Source organism: Streptomyces longisporoflavus, assembly GCF_014649775.1.
GTDB classification, from domain to species: domain Bacteria; phylum Actinomycetota; class Actinomycetes; order Streptomycetales; family Streptomycetaceae; genus Streptomyces; species Streptomyces longisporoflavus.
Map to the genome: position 1 here is coordinate 1 of NZ_BMTR01000113.1, position 1123 is coordinate 1123.

Genomic DNA, 1123 nt, shown 5'->3' on the forward strand with positions numbered 1-1123 from the left:
GAAGGTCAGCTGGATCCGGGTTTCGTTGAAGTGATCCCAGTCCATGACCAGGCGGAAACGCTGATGCGCCTCCAGGCGTTCCGCGTCAGCCGGCTCCTGCCCGCGCAGTCCCCAGAACTGATGCGGGGGCACGAGTTTCCGCCACCCCTGCCCGGTCGGCGAACTCCCGCGCCGCAGCCGCCACGAGAAGGGCACCAAGCCCGGACGACCACGGCTCAGGCACGCTCAGCTCACTCCAGTGTGACGACGACGTACGGTCCAGAGATGGACATGGTTAGTGGCGTTGTCGGCATCGAGTACTCGCACTTCTACATCCACGAGGACATCGGGAGCGATGTGGAGGGCGCCGACCGGACACCTGACTTCCGCACTGCCGAGCCCGTGCTCACCACCCCCGGTCAGCTCACTGTCGTCAGCTGCGTCCAGTCCCACGACGCCCGGGTAACCCTCATGCTCACCGAGGCCGAGCCTGTCCGGCAGCCGGAGCAATGGCAGCTACTCGGCATGTGGCCTTACCTGCCGATTTCCAGCGGACGGATGAGCATGTCCGGACCCACCACAGGCCCTGCCACACCAGCCGCAGACTGGCTTCCAGGTTCCAAGGGATACGCCCCGGCCCTACAACTCGACCCAGCCACGGCCTACACCGTTCACGTCTGCGCCAGGGGCCGCCAAGACTCCCGAGCCAGATACGAAGCGGCCATGGCCCGCGAAGAGTTCGGCCTCCACGAAGGGTTCGAGGATTACATGGTCGCCTTCATTCCCGCCGACCGCCGACCGCCGACCGCCGACCGCCGACCGCCGACCGCCGACCGCCGACCGCCCACCGACTCCAGACGAGAGCTGACTCCTCCGGCCTGCGTCCAGTCGTTCGGACGACGGCTGGTATCCAGCTGCCTTGTAGGTGGCGACGGCGGCAGTGTTCGAGCTCGGGGTGCTGACGAGTGCGCTTGATGCACCCAGTTCACGCAGCGCCGCCGCAGCGGCGACGCTGATCGCCGTGCCGTAGCCGTGACCGCGATGGTCGGCGTGCACGCCCACCGGCTCCAGCAGACCGGGTTTGCCGGGCCCGGCCGACCAGACCGTCGCCGCGGCCACCGCGTTGTCCTGGTCGTCGTAGCCG

Annotated in this window: 2 protein-coding genes; both read right to left on the reverse strand. The window is 67.9% G+C overall.

Going from position 1 to position 1123, the window contains the following annotated elements:
• Positions 1–195, reverse strand: a 195-nt coding sequence (locus IE226_RS44790; protein WP_308429617.1) for a DUF6042 family protein, incomplete at its 3' end; no start/stop codon positions are given.
• A gap of 423 nt (positions 196–618) precedes the next feature.
• Positions 619–1123: GNAT family N-acetyltransferase (locus IE226_RS44795; protein ID WP_229871995.1), on the reverse strand; the 505-nt coding region annotated here is incomplete at its 5' end.